General features: G+C 71.5%; 18 protein-coding genes. 9 read left to right on the top strand and 9 right to left on the bottom strand.

Annotated features, from left to right (window positions below):
* Window positions 1-35: 35 nt before the first annotated feature.
* A complete protein-coding gene (gene glpX / locus IE140_RS02475) occupies window positions 36-1,067 on the bottom strand; it encodes a class II fructose-bisphosphatase (protein ID WP_032780787.1) in 1,032 nt (343 codons plus the stop codon).
* 202 nt (window positions 1,068-1,269) lie between these two features.
* Here glpX and IE140_RS02470 point away from each other — a divergent pair, with 202 nt between their 5' ends.
* Window positions 1,270-1,776: a DUF4245 domain-containing protein gene (locus tag IE140_RS02470; protein ID WP_006127252.1), complete on the top strand. Its 507-nt coding sequence runs from the start codon at window positions 1,270-1,272 to the stop codon at window positions 1,774-1,776.
* 141 nt (window positions 1,777-1,917) lie between these two features.
* Here IE140_RS02470 and IE140_RS02465 read toward each other — a convergent pair whose 3' ends face one another.
* The 4 genes from IE140_RS02465 to IE140_RS02450 all read right to left on the bottom strand — a co-directional run bounded on the left by IE140_RS02465 (window position 1,918) and on the right by IE140_RS02450 (window position 5,834).
* A complete protein-coding gene (locus IE140_RS02465; RefSeq protein ID WP_032780786.1) occupies window positions 1,918-2,508 on the bottom strand; it encodes a malonic semialdehyde reductase in 591 nt (196 codons plus the stop codon).
* A 138-nt stretch (window positions 2,509-2,646) separates the two neighbouring features.
* The gene (locus IE140_RS02460) at window positions 2,647-2,895 is read right to left on the bottom strand and encodes an exodeoxyribonuclease VII small subunit (protein ID WP_032780785.1); all 249 of its coding nucleotides are present in this window, start codon (window positions 2,893-2,895) and stop codon (window positions 2,647-2,649) included.
* Window positions 2,896-3,000: 105 nt separating this feature from the next.
* Window positions 3,001-4,233 (bottom strand): exodeoxyribonuclease VII large subunit, encoded by a 1,233-nt coding sequence (xseA, locus tag IE140_RS02455; RefSeq protein WP_189460019.1) that lies wholly within the window; start codon window positions 4,231-4,233, stop codon window positions 3,001-3,003.
* A gap of 134 nt (window positions 4,234-4,367) precedes the next feature.
* The gene (locus IE140_RS02450) at window positions 4,368-5,834 is read right to left on the bottom strand and encodes an APC family permease (protein WP_373296147.1); all 1,467 of its coding nucleotides are present in this window, start codon (window positions 5,832-5,834) and stop codon (window positions 4,368-4,370) included.
* Window positions 5,835-6,025: 191 nt separating this feature from the next.
* On the opposite strand from IE140_RS02450, the gene IE140_RS02445 reads away from it, so the two are divergent.
* Complete coding sequence (locus tag IE140_RS02445) at window positions 6,026-7,015, top strand: 4-hydroxy-3-methylbut-2-enyl diphosphate reductase (RefSeq protein WP_176741886.1); 990 nt, start codon at window positions 6,026-6,028, stop codon at window positions 7,013-7,015.
* Window positions 7,016-7,053: 38 nt separating this feature from the next.
* Window positions 7,054-7,806 (top strand): polyphosphate--glucose phosphotransferase, encoded by a 753-nt coding sequence (gene ppgK, locus IE140_RS02440; protein ID WP_032763471.1) that lies wholly within the window; start codon window positions 7,054-7,056, stop codon window positions 7,804-7,806.
* Window positions 7,807-7,959: 153 nt separating this feature from the next.
* On the opposite strand, the gene IE140_RS02435 is transcribed toward ppgK, so the two are convergent.
* Complete coding sequence (locus tag IE140_RS02435) at window positions 7,960-8,517, bottom strand: DUF6542 domain-containing protein (RefSeq protein WP_064750841.1); 558 nt, start codon at window positions 8,515-8,517, stop codon at window positions 7,960-7,962.
* A 322-nt stretch (window positions 8,518-8,839) separates the two neighbouring features.
* Between IE140_RS02435 and ychF the strand changes: the two genes are divergently transcribed.
* From ychF to IE140_RS02405, 6 genes are all read left to right on the top strand, one after another.
* Window positions 8,840-9,928: a redox-regulated ATPase YchF gene (gene ychF / locus IE140_RS02430; RefSeq protein WP_150197428.1), complete on the top strand. Its 1,089-nt coding sequence runs from the start codon at window positions 8,840-8,842 to the stop codon at window positions 9,926-9,928.
* A 350-nt stretch (window positions 9,929-10,278) separates the two neighbouring features.
* Window positions 10,279-10,530 carry a type II toxin-antitoxin system VapB family antitoxin gene (locus IE140_RS02425; protein ID WP_097982624.1) on the top strand — a complete coding sequence of 84 codons (252 nt, stop codon included), beginning with the start codon at window positions 10,279-10,281 and terminating at the stop codon, window positions 10,528-10,530.
* Complete coding sequence (locus IE140_RS02420; RefSeq protein ID WP_150197429.1) at window positions 10,527-10,943, top strand: PIN domain nuclease; 417 nt, start codon at window positions 10,527-10,529, stop codon at window positions 10,941-10,943. The genes IE140_RS02425 and IE140_RS02420 overlap by 4 nt, the downstream gene beginning before the upstream one ends.
* Window positions 10,944-11,253: 310 nt before the next feature.
* The gene (locus IE140_RS02415; protein ID WP_150197430.1) at window positions 11,254-11,604 is read left to right on the top strand and encodes a 5-carboxymethyl-2-hydroxymuconate Delta-isomerase; all 351 of its coding nucleotides are present in this window, start codon (window positions 11,254-11,256) and stop codon (window positions 11,602-11,604) included.
* Window positions 11,605-11,906: 302 nt separating this feature from the next.
* Complete coding sequence (locus IE140_RS02410) at window positions 11,907-12,344, top strand: NfeD family protein (RefSeq protein WP_109179956.1); 438 nt, start codon at window positions 11,907-11,909, stop codon at window positions 12,342-12,344.
* Window positions 12,345-12,405: 61 nt separating this feature from the next.
* A complete protein-coding gene (locus IE140_RS02405; RefSeq protein ID WP_109179957.1) occupies window positions 12,406-13,521 on the top strand; it encodes an SPFH domain-containing protein in 1,116 nt (371 codons plus the stop codon).
* A gap of 104 nt (window positions 13,522-13,625) precedes the next feature.
* Here the strand turns inward: IE140_RS02405 and IE140_RS02400 are convergent, their stop codons facing one another.
* The 3 genes from IE140_RS02400 to IE140_RS02390 form a co-directional block, all read right to left on the bottom strand.
* Window positions 13,626-13,874, bottom strand: a complete 249-nt coding sequence (locus tag IE140_RS02400) for an SCO4226 family nickel-binding protein (RefSeq protein WP_032763454.1) — start codon at window positions 13,872-13,874, stop codon at window positions 13,626-13,628.
* Window positions 13,875-13,957: 83 nt separating this feature from the next.
* On the bottom strand, window positions 13,958-16,648 hold the full coding sequence (locus IE140_RS02395; protein WP_150197431.1) for a glycosyl hydrolase family 65 domain-containing protein: 2,691 nt from the start codon (window positions 16,646-16,648) through the stop codon (window positions 13,958-13,960).
* 200 nt (window positions 16,649-16,848) lie between these two features.
* Window positions 16,849-17,970, bottom strand: coding sequence for a threonine synthase (locus tag IE140_RS02390; protein ID WP_189460017.1), 1,122 nt, complete (start codon window positions 17,968-17,970; stop codon window positions 16,849-16,851).
* Window positions 17,971-18,065: the final 95 nt, after the last annotated feature.

The raw sequence follows: 18,065 nt of genomic DNA, 5'->3' as shown, positions 1-18,065 counted from the left end.
CCCCCTTCGTGCGCTCTGCGCGCCCCTGGCGTCGGCTACTTCGCGCGGTCGAAGTCGATGGCGCTGTAGGCGCGCAGCTTCGACAGCCGGTGGCTGGAGGAGATCGTCCGGATCGTGCCGGACTTGGACCGCATCACGATCGACTCGGTGGTCGCCGTCTCCGCGCGGTACCGCACACCGCGCATCAGCTCACCGTCGGTGATCCCCGTCGCCACGAAGAACACGTTGTCGCCGCTGACCAGGTCGTCGGTGGACAGCACCCGGTCCAGGTCGTGGCCCGCGTCCAGCGCCTTCTGCCGCTCGGCCTCGTCCTTCGGCCAGAGCTTGCCCTGGATGACGCCGCCGAGGCACTTTATGGCGCATGCCGAGATGATGCCCTCGGGCGTTCCGCCGATGCCCATCAGCAGGTCGACGCCGGTGCCCTCGCGGGCCGCCATGATCGAGCCCGCGACATCGCCGTCCGAGATGAACTTGATCCGCGCGCCCGTCTCCCGGATCTCCTTGACGATGCCCTCGTGCCGGGGCCGGTCGAGGATGACGACGGTGACGTCCTCGGGCGTGGAGTTCTTCGCCCGCGCGACGCGCCGGATGTTCACCGCCACGGGCGCGTTGATGTCGACGAAGTCCGCCGCCTCGGGCCCCGTGACCAGCTTGTCCATGTAGAAGACGGCCGACGGGTCGAACATCGCGCCGCGGTCGGCCGCCGCCAGCACGGCGATGGCGTTCGGCATGCCCTTGGCGTTGAGGGTGGTGCCGTCGATCGGGTCGACGGCGATGTCGACCTCGGCGCCGGTGCCGTCGCCGACCCGCTCGCCGTTGAACAGCATGGGAGCTTCGTCCTTCTCGCCCTCGCCGATGACGACGACGCCGTTCATCGAGACGGTGGAGACGAGGGTCCGCATGGCCTTCACGGCGGCGCCGTCGGCGCCGATCTTGTCGCCGCGGCCCACCCAGCGCCCGGCCGCCATGGCGGCGGCCTCGGTGACCCGGACCAACTCCAGGGCCAGGTTGCGGTCGGGGGCCTCCGGGGAGACCTCCAGTTGGGACGGCAGATGATGCTCGGACATCGGAGCGCACCTTTCTGTACGGCGACGACCGGATATGAGGGTGCTGCGACTCTATCGGTAGGTCGATAAAATGAGCAGTGCGGGTCACGCATGAGCACCCCGGCGTCGCCTCCCGCGAGCGGCACCCTGCGGCCGGGCGTGTCAGGCCGCGTGCCACCATGGACCCGTGGCAAGCAAGCGAGGCAAGCAGACAGTCCGGGACATGTTCCTGTCGACTTTGGTGATCGCCGCCTGCGCGGGGGTCATATACCTCTTCATCCCGAAGGACGAGCACGCCGACCCGATCAAGGCGGTCGACTTCACCGTGGAGCTGGCGACGGTGCGGACCGCCGCCCCCTACCCGGTGGCCGCGCCGGAGGGCCTGCCGGAGAAGTGGAAGGCGACCTCCGTCCGGTACGACGAGGCCGAGGGCAAGGCCTGGCACCTGGGCTTCCTCGACGCGGACCGCAGGTACGTCGCGGTCGAGCAGTCCACCGCCGCCGCGCGTACGTACGTCCCCGAGGTCAGCCAGAAGGCGAAGGACACCGGCCGGACCGAGACGGTGGCGGGCAAGGAGTGGCAGGTCTGGGAGGGCGAGAAGTACAACGCCCTCGTCCTGCCCGGCAAGGGCCACACCACGGTGGTGACCGGCTCGGCGCCGAAGGAGAGCCTGGTCGAGATGGCGGCGGCGCTGAAGACGACACCGCCGCCCGCGACGCCTGCTTCCTGACGCGCGGCCCGCGCCGACGGCGTACGCGAAGGGCCCCGGAACACCAGGTGATGGTGTTCCGGGGCCCTTCGCGTGTGTCGGGACCGTGAGACGTGCCTCAGACGGTGACGTGCTTCAGACGCCTCAGACGCCTTAGGCGCCTCAGACGGTGGTGACGACCTCGTCGAATGAGAGGCGCGGGCTGCGCGGGAACCAGGCGTCCTCGCCCGGCTTGCCGATGTTGACGACCATCAGCGGGGTGTGGTCGTCGTCCAGGAACTCCTTCTGGATGCCCGCGGCGTCGTAGCCGGTCATCGGGCCGGCGGCCAGACCGGCGGCGCGGACGCCGATGATGAAGTAGGCGGCCTGGAGCGCGGCGTTGAGGCCGGCGGCCGACTCCCGGGCCGGGCGCTCCGAGAAGAAGAGGTCCTTGGCCTGCGGGAAGTGCGGGAGCAGCGCCGGAAGCTCCTCGTGGAACTCGTTGTCGGCGGCCAGGATCGCGACCAGCGGGGCGGTGGCGGTCTTCGGGCGGTTGCCCTCGGCCATGTGCTGCACCAGGCGCTCGCGGCCCTCGGCGGAGCGGACCAGGACGACGCGCAGCGGCGACTGGTTGAAGGCGGTCGGGCCGAACTTCACCAGGTCGTAGATCGCCTGGACCTGCTCGTCGGTCACGGGCTCGTCGGTGAAGGTGTTGGCGGTGCGGGCCTCGCGGAAGAGGAGGTCCTGAGCGGTGGGGTCGAGAACGAGGGACATCTGGTGCAAACCTTCCGAACGAACGCGGTGGGGAGACTCCGAAGGTACGCCAGAGATAGGTTAACTTTCAACTAAACCGGGCGGTGAGTGATCCATTGCACACCGCTGCGTGATGCGGCTGGTTCGCCGGGGCCGGGCTCAGCCCTCGTCGTCGCCACCGTTCTGCGGACGGGCCAGGGCCGCGTCCAGCCGGGCGCGGGCGCCCTCCAGCCAGTGCCGGCAGACCTTGGCCAGCTCCTCGCCCCGCTCCCACAGGGCCAGCGACTCCTCCAGCGTCGTACCGCCCGCCTCCAGTCGGCGCACGACCTCGATCAGCTCGTCGCGCGCCTGCTCGTACCCGAGCGTGCCCGTGGCGGCGGCAGTCGCCGCCGTACCGTCGTCCGTCATGTGATCCACCCTAAATGTGAGCTGTTACGTCATCGTGGGCACGGCAAATGTGAGCGGTTGCGTCACCGTGGGCACGGCCCGGACCCCGGCCGCTGCTGGGCCGACTCATCCGCCCCCGCCCCCGCCCCCGTTCTCCACCCGCACCGTGAACTCGCCCTCGGACACCCGCGCCCGCAGGGGCTCGCCGGGCGCCCCGGCCTCGTCGGGGGAGCGCACGACATGGCCGTCGGGCCGCTGGAGCACGGCGTACCCCCGCTCCAGGGTCGCGGCCGGCGACAGCGAGACGACCCGGGCGAGCGTGTGCGCCAGCTCGGAGTCGGCCCGGTCCAGCAGATGGCCCAGCACCCGGCGGCTGCGCCCGAGGAGCGCGTCCACCTCGGCCTCGCGCTCGTCCACCAGCCGCTGGGGCCGCTCCATCGCGGGGCGGCCCAGCGCATGCGCGAGCCCCCGCTCCTCGCGGTCCAGCAGCCCCCGTACGGTCCGCAGCGCCCGGTCCCGCAACTGCTGTACGCGCTCCAGCTCCTCACCCACATCCGGGACGACCTTCTTGGCCGCGTCCGTGGGCGTGGAGGCGCGCAGATCGGCGACCAGGTCCAGCAGCGGGGAGTCCGGCTCGTGGCCGATCGCGGAGACCACCGGCGTACGGCAGGCGGCCACGGCCCGGATCAACTGCTCGTCGGAGAACGGCAGCAGATCCTCGACGCTGCCGCCGCCCCGGGCCACCACGATCACGTCGACCTCGCCCATCGCGTCCAGCTCCTCGACCGCCTGCACCACCTGGGCGACCGCGTTCACGCCCTGCACGGCGGTGTTGCGGACCTCGAAGCGCACGGCGGGCCAGCGGCGGCGGGCGTTCTCCAGGACGTCCCGCTCGGCGGCGGAGGCCCGCCCGCAGACGAGCCCGATGAGCTGGGGGAGGAAGGGGAGCGACTTCTTCCGGTCCAGCGCGAAGAGCCCCTCGGCGGCGAGCGACTTCTTCAGCTGCTCCAGCCGCACGAGCAGCTCACCGATGCCGACCGGCCGTATGTCGGTGGCCCGCAGCGACAGCTGCCCCCGGGGCGCGTACCACTCGGGCTTGGCGAGGACGACGACGCGCGCCCCCTCCGTCACCACATCGGCGATCCGGTCGAAGACCTGCCGGAAACAGGTGACGCTCACCGAGATGTCGTGCGACGGATCGCGCAGCGTCAGAAAGACGACCCCGGCCCCCGGCCGCCGCGACAGCTGGGTGATCTGCCCCTCCACCCAGATGGCGCCGAGCCGGTCGATCCACCCCCCGATGAGCCGGGACACCTCGCCGACGGGCAGCGGCGCTTCCGCGGACGTGTTGAGAGCCATACGGGCGAGCGTATCGGCACCCACCGACAGGACACCGGCCCCGCGCGGAGGCCACGGCCCGCGGGGAGCCCGGCCCGGACGGCGGGTCGCTCACGCGGCCGGTCCACGTGGCTCACGCGGGCGGTCCACGTGGCTCACGCGGACCTGCCGGATCCACCAGGCCCACCAGCCGCACCAGACCCACGAGCTCCACTGGGTCCACCAGACCCACCAGACCCACCAGACCCACCAGCTCCACCGGGCCCACCAGCCCCACCGGGCCCACCAGCCCCACCGGGCCCCTCGGCCCCGCTCTGCCGCCCCGTCCCCTGCACTGCCAGCACCACGAGCCCCACCCCGAGCCAGCAGAGGCCCACCACCTGGGCGGAGGCCGTCGCCTCCACGATGACCGCGACCAGCGCCCCCGCACCGACCACCGGGAAGAGGACGTGCCGCCACCACACCGGCGGCCCCGCCATCCGGCGTACGACGAACCAGCCGACCACCGACGCGTGCAGCAGGACGAACGCCGTCAGCGCGCCGATGTCCACCACCGAGACCAGATGGTCCAGGCCGTCGTCCCGCCGGGCCGCCCACACGGCGGCGACCAGCGTGACGATGCCCGCGCCGAGGATCGCCAGGCGCGGTACGCCCGACTTCGGGTCGACCTTCGCCAGGAGGCGCGGCAGCCGCCGCTCCCGGGCCATCGCGAAGACGAGCCGGCCGGCGGCGGCCTGCCCCGCCAGTGCGGCGAACGCGGCGCCGATCGCCTTGCTGACCGCCACCAGGTCGTGCAGCCAGGTCCCGACCGAGGCGTCCACCGCGTCGTAGAACGCGGACCCCTGCGCCGCCGGGTCCGCCGCCAGCTCCGCCGAGCTCACCGGCTCCAGCAACGCCGCCAGGTACGTCTGTGCGACGAACAGCGCACCGGCCAGCACCAGACAGAACAGCACCGCCCGCGCCACCTTCTGCGAACCGCCGGTCACCTCCTCGGCGAACGAGGCGATGGCGTCGAAGCCCAGATACGACAGCACGGCGATCGACACGGCCCCCAGCACCGCCGCCATGGAGAAACCGGTGTCCCCGGTCAGCGGTGTCAGCCAGCCGCGCTGCGCCCCGTCCCGTACGAGGACGACCACGGCCGAGACCACGAAGACCAGCAGCACCACGATCTCCATGGCCAGCACCGCGAAGCCGGCGCGGGCGGCGGCCCGTACGCCCCACAGGTTGAGCAGGGTGGTCACGAGGACCGCGATCGCGGTCCACACCCACCGCGAGACCTCCGGTACCAGGGCGTTCATCGCGATCCCGGAGAAGAGGTAGGCGACGGCGGGGATCAGCAGATAGTCGAGCATCGCCATCCACCCGGCGATGAACCCCGGCCCTTCCCCGAGCCCCTTGCGGGCATACGTGAAGACCGAACCGGCGAAGGGGGCGACCCGCACCATCTGGGCGTAACTGAAGGCGGTGAAGCCCATGACCACGGTGGCCACGATGTAGACGAGGGCGACCGCGCCGTCGGACTTCGCGTCCAGGGTGCCGAACACGCCGACGGGGGCCATCGGGGCGATGAAGAGGAGCCCGTAGACGACCAGGTCCCGGAACCCGAGAGTCCGCCGCAACCGGCCAGGTTCCGCGCTGCTGCCCGAACCGCCTTGAGCATCGCTCACGGAACCACTTCCGGAACCGCTCTCCTGACCACTGTCCGACACCGAGGCCACACCCCTCCATCACCATCAGCGACTGATCACACGCGCACCGCGACCAGTGTCCCGATCGGACCGTCCTCGCGCCTGTTCGCCACGGCCTTACGATGGGACGCATGACTGCAACGCCTGCCCGCCGTGTCCTGCTCGCCGCTCCTCGTGGCTACTGCGCGGGCGTGGACCGTGCCGTGATCGCCGTCGAGAAGGCCCTGGAGCAGTACGGGGCCCCGATCTACGTCCGCCACGAGATCGTGCACAACAAGTACGTCGTGCAGACCCTGGAGAAGAAGGGTGCGATCTTCGTGGACGTCACCGCGGAGGTGCCCGAGGGCTCCATCGTGATGTTCTCCGCGCACGGCGTCGCGCCCACCGTCCACGCGGAGGCCGCCGAGCGCAAGCTCGCCACCATCGACGCCACCTGCCCGTTGGTCACCAAGGTCCACAAGGAAGCCGTCCGGTACGCCAAGGAGGACTACGACATCCTCCTGATCGGCCACGAGGGCCACGAGGAGGTCATCGGCACCTCCGGCGAGGCCCCCGACCACATCCAGCTGGTCGACGGCCCCGAGGACGTGGCGAACGTCGAGGTCCGCGACGAGTCGAAGGTCGTCTGGCTCTCCCAGACCACGCTCTCCGTCGACGAGACGATGGAGACGGTCGGGGCCCTCAAGTCGAAGTTCCCGAACCTGCTCTCGCCGCCCAGCGACGACATCTGCTACGCCACGCAGAACCGCCAGATCGCGGTGAAGAAGCTGGCCGAGGACGCCGAGCTGGTCATCGTGGTCGGCTCCAAGAACTCCTCGAACTCCATCCGCATGGTCGAGGTCGCCCTCGACGCCGGAGCCGACGCCGCGTACCTGGTCGACTTCGCGAGCGAGATCGACGAGGCGTGGCTGGAGGGCGTGACCACGGTCGGCCTGACCTCGGGCGCGTCCGTCCCCGACGTCCTGGTCGACGGCGTCCTGGAATGGCTGGCGGAGCGGGGTTACGCGGACGTGGAGACGGTGAAGACGGCCGACGAGTCGATCACCTTCTCCCTGCCCAAGGAGCTCCGCCGCGACCTGCGTGCCGAGGCCGCCGCCCTTTCCGCCGAGTAGCCGGGCAAGGGGCCCGGCCTGCCCGTACCGTGGGTTCCATGGAGATCTTCGGCGTGGACATCGGCGGATCCGGGATCAAGGGCGCTCCCGTGGACCTGGACCGCGGAGACCTGGCGCGGGAGCGCCACAAAGTGCTGACACCGCATCCGGCCACGCCCAAGGGCGTGGCCGACGGTGTGGCGGAGGTGGTCGGCCATTTCGACTGGTCGGGCCCTGTCGGCATCACCTTCCCCGGGGTCGTCACGGACGGCATCACCCGCACCGCCGCCAATGTCGACAAGGGCTGGATCGACACGGACGCCCGCACCCTGCTGGGCGAGCGGATCGGTCAGCCCGTCACCATCCTGAACGACGCGGACGCGGCCGGGGTGGCCGAGATGACCTTCGGCGCGGGCAAGGGCCGTACGGGCACGGTCATCCTGCTGACGTTCGGTACGGGCATCGGCAGCGCGGTCTTCACCGACGGCAAGCTCGTCCCCAACACCGAGCTGGGCCATCTGGAACTGCACGGCCACGATGCGGAGAAGCACGCCTCCACGAAGGCCAAGGAGGACGAGGACCTCAGCTGGCAGCACTGGGCGCACCGGGTCCAGAAGTATCTGCTGCACGTGGAGATGCTGTTCTCGCCGGAGCTGTTCATCATCGGCGGCGGCGTGAGCCGCAAGGCGGAGAAGTTCCTGCCCCTGATCGAGAAGGTCCGGGCCGAGCTGGTCCCGGCGCAGTTGCAGAACAACGCGGGCATCGTGGGGGCGGCGATGGCGGCGGCGGGCTCGGCGGCAGGCAAGGGCTGAGCGGGGCCGAGGGGGCAGACCGGGCCCGAGGAGGCGGACCGGGCCCGGGGCGAGAGGCCGTCGGGGCTGTCCGGCCGGACCAGGACTGAGCGGGACCCGCAGGGCAGGCCAGCCCCACGGGCGGACCGGGCTCGCGTGGCGGACCCTCGGACGTCAGGGCCGCTGAGGACGACGGGCCCCGGCCGCCGTGCCGGCCCCGGCCCGCACGGGCTTCGCAGCCGAGGCGGAGGCGGCGGCCCGGGCCGGGCGCTCACCCGCGGGGCCGCGCCCCTGAGCCAGGACGTACCGCCGCCGGGCCCGCATCAGCCGCACCTTGCGTACGGTGGCGATGACGCCCGCGACGAGGGTTCCGCCGTACAGCCAGCCGGCGTGCACGGCGAGGGCGGTGACGAGGCCCATGACCTGCCCGCCGAAGCCCTCGGACCCTCCGGAGATCGGGAAGACCCCGACGGCGAAGGCGATCGGCACGCTGATCGGCGCGGTGACCAGGTCGGCGGGCCGGACCCAGAGGGCGGTGAGCGCGCTGACGGGCAGGAAGAGCAGCCCGTAGACGAGCTCCGAGCTGTCGAACAGCAGCCGGTCGACGCAGGCGAGCACGAACATGGTGAGCGAGGCGAACAGCCCGGCCCCGATCCCGGTGAGCCGGGGGTTGGGGAACCGCCGCAACGCGAGGACGACGGGCGGCACGCTCCGCACCCGTACCCGGTACACGGCGGAACCACCCGGCGCGGGCGGGGCGGGCGCGGCCTGCGGGGGCTGCCGACGCTGCGGGGGACGTGTCCTGTGCTGCTCCACCTCCACAACGTAGGTCGCGGGGGGCGGGGAATCCGGCGTTGGACACGCGCTTTGGCCGACCTTGGGGTTGCGTTCGATGTCACACGGCCGAAAGCCGCACTGTTCGGGCCCGTGGGACAGGCCCGTAGACTGGAGAATCGGTCCACAACGGGGCCCCGGCCGACCCGGCCCGAAACGCACAGCCGGACCGGACGCCTTACCCCTTGCCCTCCCCGCCTCACTCCAGGAAGTCGCCAAAGTGTCGCTCACGATCGGAATCGTCGGTCTGCCGAATGTCGGCAAGTCGACCCTGTTCAACGCCCTGACCAAGAACGACGTGCTGGCGGCCAACTACCCGTTCGCCACGATCGAGCCGAACGTCGGCGTGGTCGGCGTCCCGGACCCACGCCTGAACAAGCTCGCGGAGATCTTCAGCTCGCAGCGCCTCCTCCCGGCGACGGTGGACTTCGTCGACATCGCCGGCATCGTCCGGGGCGCGTCGGAGGGCGAGGGCCTGGGCAACAAGTTCCTGGCGAACATCCGCGAGTCCGACGCGATCTGCCAGGTCATCCGGGCCTTCAAGGACGAGAACGTCGTGCACGTCGACGGCAAGGTCTCGCCGAAGGACGACATCGAGACGATCAACACCGAGCTGATCCTCGCCGACCTCCAGTCCGTCGAGAAGGCCGTCCCGCGCCTGACGAAGGAGTCCCGCCTCCAGAAGGAGAAGGTCGCGGTCCTCGCCGCGGTCGACGAGGCGCAGAAGATCCTGGAGTCCGGCCAGACCCTGTTCGCCGCGGGCATCACGGCGGGCACCGAGAAGGGCAAGCTCCTCCACGAGCTGCACCTCCTCACCACCAAGCCGTTCCTGTACGTCTTCAACGTCGACGAGGACGAGCTGGTCGACGAGGACTTCAAGAACGAGCAGCGCGCCCTGGTCGCCCCCGCCGAGGCGATCTTCCTGAACGCCAAGATCGAGTCCGAGCTGATCGAGCTCGACGACGACGAGGCCCTCGAACTGCTCCAGTCCATGGGCCAGGAAGAGCCCGGCCTCGCCACCCTCGGCCGCGTCGGCTTCGAGACCCTGGGCCTCCAGACCTACCTCACGGCAGGCCCGAAGGAAGCCCGCGCCTGGACCATCAAGAAGGGCGCCACGGCCCCGGAGGCGGCCGGTGTCATCCACACCGACTTCCAGAAGGGCTTCATCAAGGCGGAGATCGTCTCCTTCGACGACCTGGTGGAGACCGGCTCGGTCGCCGAGGCCCGCGCCAAGGGCAAGGCCCGCATGGAGGGCAAGGACTACGTCATGCAGGACGGGGACGTGGTGGAGTTCCGCTTCAACGTCTGAACGCCGCCATGTCGACGATGTGGTGGAGTTCGGTTCAGAGGTGCAAGTAGCTGATGGGGCCGGGGCGATTTTCCCTGGCCCCATCAGTCTTTCAACCCGCCGTCAGAGGTGCCTGGCAGCAGCTCGGGGTCTGAGCAGCTCATGGAGTGGGCCGGACTCATCGCGTTGGGCGTCTCTTTGCTGTCCGGGGCCTGAGTAGGGCGTACGAACTGAGAGCCGGGCGATCCGGCTGATGGCCGATCTCCGCCGCCGCACTCCGCCCCTGATCGGTGAACCCCGACACCCTCGATATCATCTGCTGGCGATAATTGATATCGTTGATGTGTCGTCGGGCTGCGAAGGGATGGCTGATGGCCAGGACTGTGATCGACCTGGACGAGGAGATCGTCGAGCAGGCGATGCGGGTGTACGGCGTAAAGACCAAGGCCGCCGCAGTGCGGGCGGCCATGGAGGAGGGGGTGAAGCTGCGGCTGCGCCGGGAGCTGTTCGACGCCATGGATGACGGCGAGTTCGAGGACGTCTTCGCGGAGATCCGTTCGCAGACTGGGCCGCGGAATCCGGACGGTTCCCTCAAGCGTGACGGTGGGGTCTCGGCGGCGTGAGGGGGCGCTACCTCGTCGACAAGTCCGCGCTGGCCCGCCGGGGCAAACCGGCGGTGCGGGCTCGGCTGGACGCGCTGGATCGCGATGGGCTCCTGGCGGTGTGCGCCCCGACCGAGTACGAGGTTCTGTACTCGGCGCGCGGAAAGCCCGAGGCGTTGCGGCTGCGCACCCTGCTTCGTGGATTCGACTACCTGCCCTGCAACGACGAAGACTTCCAGCGGGCGCTCGAGATCCAGGCCTTGGCCCTGAACGTCGGCTTCCACCGGGCTCTGTCGCTGGCCGACGTCCTGATCGCGGCAACCGCCGAGCGGCATCGTGCCATGGTCCTGCACTACGACGGCGACTTCGACATGATCGCTTCGGTGGGCGGGCTGCAGGCCGAGTGGGTCGTGGAGCCGGGCACCGCCGACTGAGCCGGGAACGCGCATCCCGTGTTGGGATGCTGCTGGGCGCGCCCCGGCTGTGGGCGGTGTGGCAGGCCGGACAGCACATCGGCGCGAGCAGGTGAGGCCCGGCGATCCACCGGGGCACGCGCTCCACGGGCTCCCGACAAGCCGTACAGAACACGCGCGTCCACCGACCCGAGCGTCCTTTCTGTCGCCCAGCGCACGTCATGGTGCGGATCACAAGGGGCGGACCGTGCTGAGCGGTTAGCGTTCTCCCCGTACAACGAGCGCCTCTTCGGCGCGCGCTGACCGGCTGCCGCCCGAGGAGTTGCCCGCCATGCCTCAGATCACCGTCGACTACTCCAGCACGCTCGACACGGCCTTCGACCGGCAGGCCTTCGCGCTGGCTCTGCACCCGCTCGTCGTCTCGACCGTCGACGCTCGCCCGGAGGCGTGCAAGACCCGCTTCCGCCGAGTCGAGGACTTCGTCGTCGGCGCCGAGACCGCGGGACGTGCCGTGCTGCACATCGAGATCGGCCTGCTCCACGGCCGTACTGACGCGAACAAGATCCGTCTCGCGGACGCCGTGCTCACTCTGATCGCCGCCCACGTCAAGCCGGTGGACGGCGTCACCGTGCACTCGTCCGTCGAGATCCCCACGCTGGATGTGTCCTACCGATCGCGCTGACCCACGGGTCGTCTTCCGCGATGCCCGTCAGGTCACCGGACACCCATGCCGCGCCGCCGAAGCGGCGGTGAACGCCGTCAGCAGCCGTTGGCCGTCCTCGCCGCGGCCCGTATCCCGTCGGCGGGCAGCACGCCGTCGCACGCGGGCGTGAGCGCCCGGTCGGTCGGCCGGCGGTCGTAGCCGCCTCCGGGCCCGGCCCACGCGGCCCGACCGCAGTTCGGGCAGTTCGGGCAGTCCGGGCGGTTCCGTCCGGGGTCCGAAGGGGTACACCCTGAGTAGGTCCCCTTGGGGAGGCTGATTCGATGCCGTGGTTCGCATGGTTGTTCGCCGCCGCGGCGCTCGGCGCTGCGGAGTTCTTCACGCTGACGCTGGTCTTCGGGCTGCTGGCCGGCGCGGCCCTCGTCGCCGCCGTCGTGGCGGGTGTGGGCGTCGGTCTGCTCGGTCAGCTCGTGGCGCTCGGACTGGCGGCCGCGGCCGGTCTCGCCCTCGTCCGCCCCGTCGCGCTGCGTCACATGGCGCAGGCGCCCCTGACCCACGAGGGCAGCGACGCGCTGATCGGCAAGCGCGCGGAGGTCGTGCAGGAGGTCACCGCGACCCATGGCCTGATCAAGCTCTCCGGTGAGGAGTGGACCGCCCGCGCCCTCGACGAAAGCCATGTGATCCCGGTGGGAGCACTGGTGGACGTCATGGAGATCGAGGGCGCCACCGCCGTCGTGTATCCCCGCGAGCTCCTTCCGTGACGGCGTGCCCGCGCGCCCGCGTGACCGGCCGAACACGTAGCGAAGCAGGGTTGGAGGAAGCATGGATCCGGTGGTCATACCGATTCTCGTGGCGGCGCTCGTCGTGGTGTTCCTCGTGGCGGCCACCGTGCGGATCGTTCCGCAGGCGCGCCGCTACAACATCGAGCGGTTCGGCCGGTACCGCAGAACGCTCCAGCCCGGCCTGAACTTCGTCCTGCCGGTGGCGGACCGCGTCAACACCAAGCTCGACGTGCGTGAGCAGGTGTACTCCTCCGACCCCAAACCGGTGATCACCGAGGACAACCTCGTGGTCAACATCGACACCGTGCTCTACTACCAGATCACCGACCCGCGGGCCGCGGCCTACGAGGTCGCCGACTATCTGCAGGCCATAGACCAGCTCACCGTGACCACCCTGCGGAACGTCATCGGCTCCATGGACCTGGAGGCGACGCTCACCTCGCGCGAGGAGATCAACGCCCGGCTCCGCGCCGTGCTCGACGACGCGACCGGCAAGTGGGGCATCCGGGTCAACCGCGTCGAGATCAAGGCCATCGACCCGCCGAACACCATCAAAGAGGCGATGGAGAAGCAGATGCGCGCCGAGCGTGACAAGCGCGCCGCCATCCTGCACGCCGAAGGTGAGCGGCAGGCCAAGATCCTCACCGCGGAGGGCACGAAACAGAAGGACATCCTGGAGGCCCAGGGCACGCAGCAGGCCATGATCCTTAGGGCGGACGGCGAGTCGAAGGCCGTGGAGCTCGTCTTCCAGGCCGTCCACCGCAACAACGCCGACGCGAAGGTCCTGGCGTACAAGTACCTGGAGACGCTCCCGCATCTGGCGCAGAGCGACAACAACACCTTCTGGGTGATCCCGGGCGAGCTGACCGAGGCGATCCGTACGGTCACCACCGCGTTCGGCGACCAGTCGGCCGGGGCCGGGCCGTCCGTGTCCGCGGAGCGCGAGGACTCCGCCGCGGCCGATGTCGCCGCCGGCGACAAGGACGGCGTCGGCGCGCCGGAGATCGAGCCGAACTCGACCCTCGCGCTGGACGCCGTCGCCGCCGCCGACGAGGCCGCCAAGGAGGCCGCCGCCGCGGTGAGCGACGCGAAGGCGGAGGCGGAGGCCGCGGGCGAGACCCGGCTGCCGGGCCGGGGGCGTGCCTCCGGCGCCTGAGCACAACGGCCGGAAGCTCTGCGCGCCTGAGCACAACGGCAGGAAGCCCTGCGGGGGTTGGGGTCCGCAGGACTTCCGTCAGGCTTCCGCAGGGCCTGCGGCCCTCACACAGCCAGCGGCACCGCGTGGATCTCGTCCGCGGAGTGGCCCGCGCGTTCGTGGATCCGCTGGACGGCGTCGGCCGAGGGGGCGGTGGACAGGCAGTAGACCGTGCCGGATTCCGGGTCCGCCCAGGCGCGTTCGAAGTGGACGCCCTCCTCCTTCTCGATCGCGGTGTCGGCCGCGTGCGCTTCCTTCAGCTCCGCTGCCGTGATCCCCTTCATGCCCCGGTGGACATCCATGTACATGCCCATGACTCGTACACCTCCGGATGCTCGGTGTTCGGTTGTGGCCCCTCTTCCATGCTGCACCCGATGCGGGGCAGGGGCGCGTCCTGCTACGACCCGTCCGCCGCCACCCGCAGCTCCGCCACCCCCGCCGTTTTCTCCGGGTCCTGCGAGCGGACCGTCACCCGGACCTTCCTGGCCGTGTCACCCGCCAGGAAGGGACGCCAGAACCGGCCGTCGACGGAGGTTTCCAGCGTGTGGGAGGAGGGCGGTACGTCGCTCCAGCGCGGGGTCACCGCCGTGATCCGCAGCGGGCGCGGCCCCAGGTCCACCGTCAGGGAACCCGCCGCGCCGTCGGGGGACCAGGCCGTCGCCGGGCTCCCGTCCACCGCCGCCTCCGCGTACAGGCCCGGGGACTCCGAGGTCGCCGTCACCGGGCGGCAGCGCGCCGCGTCGGCCGTCGGGGTCAGGTCCGGGCGACGGGTGGGCAGGGTCAGCGTGGTGGCGAGGCGGCGCGGCCCCTCCGTGGTGTGGACCGTGAACGGGGTGCCCGAGGTCAGCCGGACCGTGGTGTTCCGGGGCCCGATCCCGACCTCGTACACCGCGTCCCGGAACCGCAGGCCCTTCAGCGTGACGCCCTCGCGCAGCTGGGGCGGCAGCGTCGGGTCCAGGCGCACGCCGTCCTCGCGGAGCCGGAGCCCCGTCAGGCCGTGCGTGAACACCTGGAGGAAGCCGCCCTTGCCGGTCAGGAAGTCGTCGGCCGGGAAGCCGGACAGCGGGTCTTCCGAGCCCGCCTTGTCGCCGCGCGCCTCGGAGAACAGGTCGTACGGGCCGCGCATGAAGGGGCGTACCGAGCGCTGCATGTACGTGTACGCCGAGCAGCCCGGCTCCCCGATCGCCGCCGCGTCGATCGCGTGCACCGAGTCCGTCATCGCCGGGCCGTCCGGGTCGGTGCGGGCCGCGTAGTAGTCCAGGGTGGCCGCCGCCGCGCCCGGCTCCATCGGCCACTCCAGGGGGTACGTGAGCAGGACCGTGTCCGCCTGCTTGATCGTGGAGCCGTTGTAGCCCGCGTACTGGAGGAAGACCTTCCTCTCCGCGTCGTACGGGATCCGGAGCCGGTCCGCGACCCGGTTCCAGCCGGCGGGCGGCGTCCGGCCGAGGATGCGGGCCGCGCGGGTCGCGTTGCGCAGGGCGGTGGCGGCGACCGCGTTCGTGAACACGCCGTCGTCGACGCCGTTGCTGTACTCGTCCGGGCCCGCCACATCGTTGATGGAGTAGCTGCCGTCCGGGTTCGCCGTCGCGCGCGACCGCCAGAAGTCGGCGATGCCCGCCAGCAGCGGCCAGCCGCGTGCCGCCAACCAGTCGCGGTCGCCGGTGGCGAGGTAGTACTGCCAGACGGCCAGCGACACATCGCCCTGGAGGTGATTCTGGGTCAGGCAGTGCGGCGGGTCCACGCTGTGGCACTCGGAGTCCAGCCGGCCCCGGCTCGCGCTCGTCCAGGGGTAGAACAGCCCGTCGTAACCCAGCTTCCCGGCGTTCGCCCGGGCCGCGCCACGGGTGCGGTAGCGGTACTCGACGACCGAACGCGCCAGCTCCGGGCGGGTGGCGAGCAGCCCCGGGAACATCCACGTCTCGGCGTCCCAGAACACCAGGCCCGCGTAGTTGTCGCTGGTCAGACCGGCCGGGGCGATGCTGTCCGAGGACCCGCGCCGGGTGCTCGCCAGCAGCCCGTACTGGGCGGAGCGCAGCCAGCCCTGCAGTTCACGGTCGCCGGGGACCAGCACATCGGCGGACCAGGCCTCGCGCCAGGCCGCCTCGTTCGCCGCGAACACCCGGTCCCAGCCGCGCCGGGCCGCCCGGTGCGCCGTCTCGCGGGCGTCGTCGGCCGGGGCACGGGAGGTGAGGGCGGTGTCGACACCGACGTACTTCTCGAAGGTGTACGTCCGGCCCGCGTGGACCGGCGTCGCGCGGGGGGAGGCACCCGGGCGCAGGGTCTCGACCACGCCCGAGCCGCGCCGCATCGCCTGCGCGATCGCCCCCTCGACGCCCGTGCCGAGCGTGCGGAACGTGCCGTTCTCGCGGAGCGTGATCCGGCGTGCGCCGCGTTCGTCGAGCCGGCCGGTGACGGTCGCGGCGCCGCTCCAGCGCGGGGTCATCCGCAGGCGTACGGCACCGGCGTGGACGTCGGAGCGGTCGGCCAGGACCTCGTAGGTGAGGTCGGTCGCGCGGCCGTCCGCCGTCGTCCACCGCAGCGAGGTGCGCACGAGGCCGCAGGAGAGGAAGACCGTCTGGCGGTAGTGCGAGATCCGGCCCGCCGGGGTGGCGTCGCCCAGCGTCTCCTCGCCGACGCCCACGTCGATGCCGGTCCAGCTGGGCAGCGCGGCGACCGCCTCCCGCCCCTCGGCGACGGCCTGGTCCGCCGCGTACAGCCCGGAGACGAACGCGCCGTCGTAGCGGGGGGTGTAGAGCGGCCAGCCGGTCTTCTCCCCGGTGGACGCGTATCCGGCTCCGGTGGCGGGGACCCGGTGGCCGAGATAGCCGTTGCCGACGTACGGGTCGTAGCCGTCGGCCTCCCCGAAACGGGTGGAGGACGGCGCCCAGGCGGGGTCGGAGGTGTTCCCGCAGGCGGGGGGACGGCCACCGGATCCGGGCCCGGGCCCGGGGGAGTCGGACGGCCGGGACCGGCCGTCCGACGGTACGGGGTCGGGTCCGGCGGCCGCGGCGACGGGCGGCAGCGGGGCGATCAGGGCGGCGACGACCAGCGGTGCGAGGGCGAGGACGGAGACGCGGGGGAGGCTCACGGTACGAAAGTAGGGAGATTGCGGCGCGGTCGGCGGCCACGGCACGCACGGCCCCCGGAGCGCCCCCGCACGGGGCGCCCGCCTGCCCGCCGGATGGAGCAGATCCGGCCACCGGGGCCCGGGAAAGGCCTCGCCGGGGAGGCCTCGCCAGGAGGGGTCTCAGCGGGGGAGGCCTCACCGGGGAAGGCCAGGGGAAGCCCCTACCCCGCCGTCCCCGTCTTCAGCCCCGCCCCGCACAGCGGTACCACCACGCTGCCCCGTACCGCGTCGCCCCCCTCCCGTACCGCGGCCCAGCAGGCCACGCCCGTCGTCTCGACGTAGAGCCCGCGTGCGGCCAGGTCCCGTTGGGCCTCGCGGATGTCGTCCTCGGGGACCGTCAGGAACGTGCCGCCCGAGGCCCGCACCGCCGCCAGGATCTGGCGGGCGCGTGGCGGGCGGGGGATCGCGATGCCCTCCGCGAGCGTGGGGGCGGGGGCCGTGGCCGGGGCGGCCGGGAGCAGGTCGTCCGCGCCCGCGTGGAAGGCGGCGGCCAGCGGAGAGACCGCCTCCGCCTGGACGGCGAGCAGGCGGGGACGCGTCTCGATCAGGCCCAGTGCGTGCAGTTCGGACACCGCCAGTGCCGCGCCCAGCAGCAGCGTGCCGTTGCCGACCGGGACCGCCAGCGCGTCCGGCAGCCGGCCGCCCAGGTCCTCCCAGAGCTCGTACACGTACGTCTTCGTCCCGTGCAGGAAGTACGGGTTGAAGACGTGCGAGGCGTAGAAGACCCCCGCTTCGTCCGCCGCCGCGCGGGCCGCCAGCGCGGTCGCCTCCCGGCCGCCCGGGACGGCCACCAGGTGCGCGCCGTGGGCTCGGATCTGCTCGGTCTTCTTCGCCGACGTGCCCTCGGGGACGTACACCGTGCACGGCAGTGCGGCCCGCGCGCAGTACGCCGCGACCGACGTGCCCGCGTTGCCCGTGCTGTCCGCCACCACCCGGTCCGGGCCCAGCCGCCGGGCCAGCTCCGCGAGCATCACCGCGCCCCGGTCCTTGAAGGAGAGCGTCGGCATCAGATAGTCGAGCTTCGCCGAGACGGTGTCCGTGAGCCCGACGAGAGGGGTGCGGCCCTCGCCCAGGGAGATCGTCGAGGAGTCGAGCGGGAGGAAATCCTTGTAACGCCACAATGAATTGATCCGGCGGGAAAGCGCGTTCATCCCGACGCCCCGCGCGGGGGTGAAGTCGAGGTCCCAGGGTCCCCGGCAGACCGGACAGCACCAGGTCAGAGCGGTGATCGCGGATCGCGTCCCATCCACTGGACAGTAATAGGTCGTCATGTCCGCCAGCATGTCAGGCAGATGGCAGGTGAATGGCGGGCGTAGGGAAACCCCTCAAGGCACCCTTGTGGGTTTGCCATGGATCGGTCAATCTTTCGCTGGCAGCA

Source organism: Streptomyces parvus, from assembly GCF_014648875.1.
Lineage (GTDB): Bacteria > Actinomycetota > Actinomycetes > Streptomycetales > Streptomycetaceae > Streptomyces > Streptomyces parvus.
This window is presented reverse-complemented; position numbering and strand designations above follow the sequence as displayed.

Excerpts from the sequence above, each read along its gene's own strand:
- glpX (WP_032780787.1), bottom strand. The coding sequence starts at position 1,067 with ATGTCCGAGCATCATCTGCCGTCCCAACTGGAGGTCTCCCCGGAGGCC.
- IE140_RS02470 (WP_006127252.1), top strand. The coding sequence starts at position 1,270 with ATGTTCCTGTCGACTTTGGTGATCGCCGCCTGCGCGGGGGTCATATAC.
- IE140_RS02465 (WP_032780786.1), bottom strand. The coding sequence starts at position 2,508 with ATGTCCCTCGTTCTCGACCCCACCGCTCAGGACCTCCTCTTCCGCGAG.
- IE140_RS02460 (WP_032780785.1), bottom strand. The coding sequence starts at position 2,895 with ATGACGGACGACGGTACGGCGGCGACTGCCGCCGCCACGGGCACGCTC.
- xseA (WP_189460019.1), bottom strand. The coding sequence starts at position 4,233 with ATGGCTCTCAACACGTCCGCGGAAGCGCCGCTGCCCGTCGGCGAGGTG.
- IE140_RS02445 (WP_176741886.1), top strand. The coding sequence starts at position 6,026 with ATGGGACGCATGACTGCAACGCCTGCCCGCCGTGTCCTGCTCGCCGCT.
- ppgK (WP_032763471.1), top strand. The coding sequence starts at position 7,054 with ATGGAGATCTTCGGCGTGGACATCGGCGGATCCGGGATCAAGGGCGCT.
- IE140_RS02425 (WP_097982624.1), top strand. The coding sequence starts at position 10,279 with ATGGCCAGGACTGTGATCGACCTGGACGAGGAGATCGTCGAGCAGGCG.
- IE140_RS02415 (WP_150197430.1), top strand. The coding sequence starts at position 11,254 with ATGCCTCAGATCACCGTCGACTACTCCAGCACGCTCGACACGGCCTTC.
- IE140_RS02410 (WP_109179956.1), top strand. The coding sequence starts at position 11,907 with ATGCCGTGGTTCGCATGGTTGTTCGCCGCCGCGGCGCTCGGCGCTGCG.
- IE140_RS02405 (WP_109179957.1), top strand. The coding sequence starts at position 12,406 with ATGGATCCGGTGGTCATACCGATTCTCGTGGCGGCGCTCGTCGTGGTG.
- IE140_RS02400 (WP_032763454.1), bottom strand. The coding sequence starts at position 13,874 with ATGGGCATGTACATGGATGTCCACCGGGGCATGAAGGGGATCACGGCA.
- IE140_RS02390 (WP_189460017.1), bottom strand. The coding sequence starts at position 17,970 with ATGCTGGCGGACATGACGACCTATTACTGTCCAGTGGATGGGACGCGA.